The following is a 3,165-nucleotide window of genomic DNA, read 5'->3' as shown; positions in this document are numbered from 1 at the left end:
TACTTTTTGCTCGATAGGTTGCGTATAACCATGTTCTGCTAAACTTTTTGCCAGCATTTTAGCGGTTTTAATCTGGGTTCTCTTATCTACGGAAACAATATCTTTTCCATGTTCTAAAATTCCCATGTCGTAGGCTTCGTAAGCCGAAGTTGCCACTTTACCCATCGCAATATTCATGAAAGCCTCACGAAGTCTGTTATTTTTAACGTCGTCGCTGTGGAATTCTCTTGAAGTTCTTAACGTTAATTCCTTGGTTCCTCCACCGCCGGGAATTACTCCCACTCCGGTTTCTACCAATCCGATATATGTTTCTGCCGCTGCAACCACTCTGTCGGCGTGCATCGTCATTTCGCAACCTCCACCAAGCGTCATTCCGTGAGGAGCAACAACAACAGGAATAGAAGAGTAGCGAACTCTCATCATTGATTTCTGGAAGTAGGCAATTGCCATATTTAGATCATCCCAATCCTGCTCAATAGCCATCATTAAAATCATCGCTAAATTCGCTCCGACAGAGAAATTTGTGCCCTGATTTCCTACAACCAGTCCGTCATATTCTTTTTCAGCTAAATCAATTGCTCTGTTTAATCCATCCAGAACTTCACCTCCCAAGGAGTTCATTTTGGAACGGATTTCAAAGTTGATAATTCCGTCGCCTAAATCCTGTATTGCAGAACCGGAATTGCTCCACAGCGTTCTATTTTTTCTGATATTATCTAAAATAATGAAAGAATCCTGTCCCGGAATGGTGTTGTAAACTCCTGAATTTTTATCAACGTAAATACTTTGTCCTTCATCATTCACTTTATAGAAAGACTCAACGTTTTTCACCCAGTCTGAAACTTCGTAACCAGCTTCTTTAGCCAGTTCAATACCTTTTTGAACGCCTACAGCGTCCCAGATTTCAAAAGGACCGTTTTCCCAGCCGAAACCTGCTCTCATTGCATCGTCGATTTTGTAAACCTCATCGGAAATTTCAGGAACTTTATGAGAAACGTAGGCGAATAATGCACCCAGAGATTTTCTGTATAGTTCTCCTGCTTTATCCTTTCCGCCGATTAAAACTTTGAATCTGTCAATCGGTTTATCGATATTTTTAGTTAATTCTAAAGTCGCAAAAGAAGATTTGCTCTGAAGTTCGTATTCTAACGTATCAAGATTTAATCCATGAATTTCAGATTTTCCTTCTGCATTTTTAACTTTTTTATAGAAACCTCCATCTGTTTTGGATCCTAACCATTTATTATCAACCATTTTCTGGATGTAATCCGGAAGGGCAAAAACATTGTTGAAGTCATTGGCTTCAGCTCCGCTTTGGCGAACACCGTTTGCTACCATTACCAATGTATCAAGACCTACAACATCCGCTGTTCTGAAGGTCGCAGATTTCGGACGGCCAATCACAGGACCTGTTAATTTATCAACCTCGGAAACGGTTAGCCCTAATTTCTGAACGTTGTGAAGCAGATCCATCATAGAGAAAACGCCGATTCTGTTGGCAATAAATGCAGGAGTATCTTTTGCTAAAACGGTTGTTTTTCCTAAGAATTTTGCTCCGTAATTCATGTAGAAGTCAATAACTTCAGGAGCGGTATCGTTTGTAGGAATGATCTCTAAAAGAGGGAGATATCTTACAGGATTAAAGAAGTGTGTTCCTGCAAAGTAATGTTTGAAATCCTCGCTTCTTCCTTCTGTTAAAAGGTGAATAGGGATTCCGGAAGTATTGGAAGAAATCAATGTTCCCGGTTTCCTGAACTGCTCGATTTTTTCGTAAACCGATTTTTTGATGTCCAGTCTTTCAACCACAACTTCAATAATCCAGTCTGTATTTTTTATTTTTGGCAAATCATCATCAAAGTTTCCAACCTTTATCCTGTCTGCGAATTTCGGAGAGTAGAGTAGAGCCGGACTTGCTTTCTTAAGTTTTTCAAAGTTTTCTGAAGCGATTCTGTTTCTTACCGCTTTGTCATCTTTGGTCAAACCTTTTTTCTGTTCTGCTTCAGAAAGTTCAAAAGGAACAATATCCAGCAACGAAACTTCTACACCAATATTGGCAAAGTGTGCTGCAATACCGCTTCCCATAATTCCTGAACCAAGAACTGTAACGTGTTTGATTCTTCTTTTCATTTGATTATATTTATTTTATTATTGGTCAGTTGTAACCTGACGGCTTGTTTAATTTATTATTTGTACTATTTAATTTTTTATTCTTCATGAAGATTTCAACTTTCAAACAAATTATTCTTCATCAGAATTTATTTTTTATTGTTTAAGTCGGTTGCTATTTTCATGATTTCACTCATCACTTCTTTGAAAGTGTCCAGTTTTTCAGGAGAGATTTTTTCCATTACCCTTTTGTTGAAATTTACCACAACTTCCTTAGAAAGATTTCTGGAGTTCAGACCTTTATCTGTAAGCTTTATAATGACTTCTCTTTTATCAGTTGTTGTTTTTTCCTTATAGATATATCCGTTGTCTTCCAGTAGTTTAATAATTCTTGTAAGGGAAGTAGGTTCAATTGCCATTTTCGGACCCAGATTTGTACTTCTTGTACCTTCTTTAGGATCAATTTTTAAAAGAGTGAGCGCCTGAACCGCCGTCGAATCGTGCTCCTGAGCTAATTCGGTATACATTTTAGAAACAGCTAACCATGTCTGTTTTAAAATAAGATCTACGTTTTCTATTTTTTCTTTATTGTTATCCATCATTTTTGCCGAATGGTTATAATCCAAATTTAGTAAATATTATGCATGCATAATATTTATTTACGTTAAATTTTGTTAAATAAATGATAATCAGATAATTAAATTATATGACAAGCATAATACTATGCATGCATAGTATATAACATATTCAAAAAAATACGAGTATTAATGAATGGTTTTCAATAATTTAATGATTTCTTCAAAGGATTCGCATTGAAAAGATTCTGAATGATAAGTAATGTTCCAAAAGTTATCCAGAAACTCAAATTTTAAAGAAGAAAGATCTTTTTGAAAGTTTTTTTGCAGCAAAGAATACAGCATTTCTTTATACGCATCCGAAGCAATAATTTTCGGAGCAACAAAATTTTCATTAATCTGAAACAGCGAAGGATTGATTAATTCATCGTGCTGAAGTAAAACATCTTCTACAATTCCGGAAAACAGACTGCCTCCTTTTACA

The 3,165-nt window shown here is 36.2% G+C and carries 2 protein-coding genes and 1 pseudogene; all 3 read right to left on the bottom strand.

Features of this window, described 5'->3' with window-relative positions:
• A partial coding sequence (locus WFK35_RS21750; RefSeq protein WP_336734646.1) for a 3-hydroxyacyl-CoA dehydrogenase/enoyl-CoA hydratase family protein occupies positions 1-2,127 on the bottom strand: 2,127 nt, incomplete at its 3' end.
• A gap of 128 nt (positions 2,128-2,255) precedes the next feature.
• A complete protein-coding gene (locus WFK35_RS21745) occupies positions 2,256-2,705 on the bottom strand; it encodes a MarR family winged helix-turn-helix transcriptional regulator (protein WP_076390553.1) in 450 nt (149 codons plus the stop codon).
• A 165-nt stretch (positions 2,706-2,870) separates the two neighbouring features.
• Positions 2,871-3,165 (bottom strand): annotated as a pseudogene (locus tag WFK35_RS21740) (ABC transporter ATP-binding protein); the annotation flags it as partial.

The organism is Chryseobacterium sp. VD8, assembly GCF_037149975.1.
GTDB lineage: Bacteria > Bacteroidota > Bacteroidia > Flavobacteriales > Weeksellaceae > Chryseobacterium > Chryseobacterium indicum.
Note: the sequence above shows the minus strand (reverse complement) of the source record. Positions and strands in the feature narration are given on the sequence as shown.

What these genes read in the sequence shown, in the direction of transcription:
- WFK35_RS21745 (WP_076390553.1), bottom strand. Translation starts at nt 2,705, where the DNA reads ATGGATAACAATAAAGAAAAAATAGAAAACGTAGATCTTATTTTAAAA.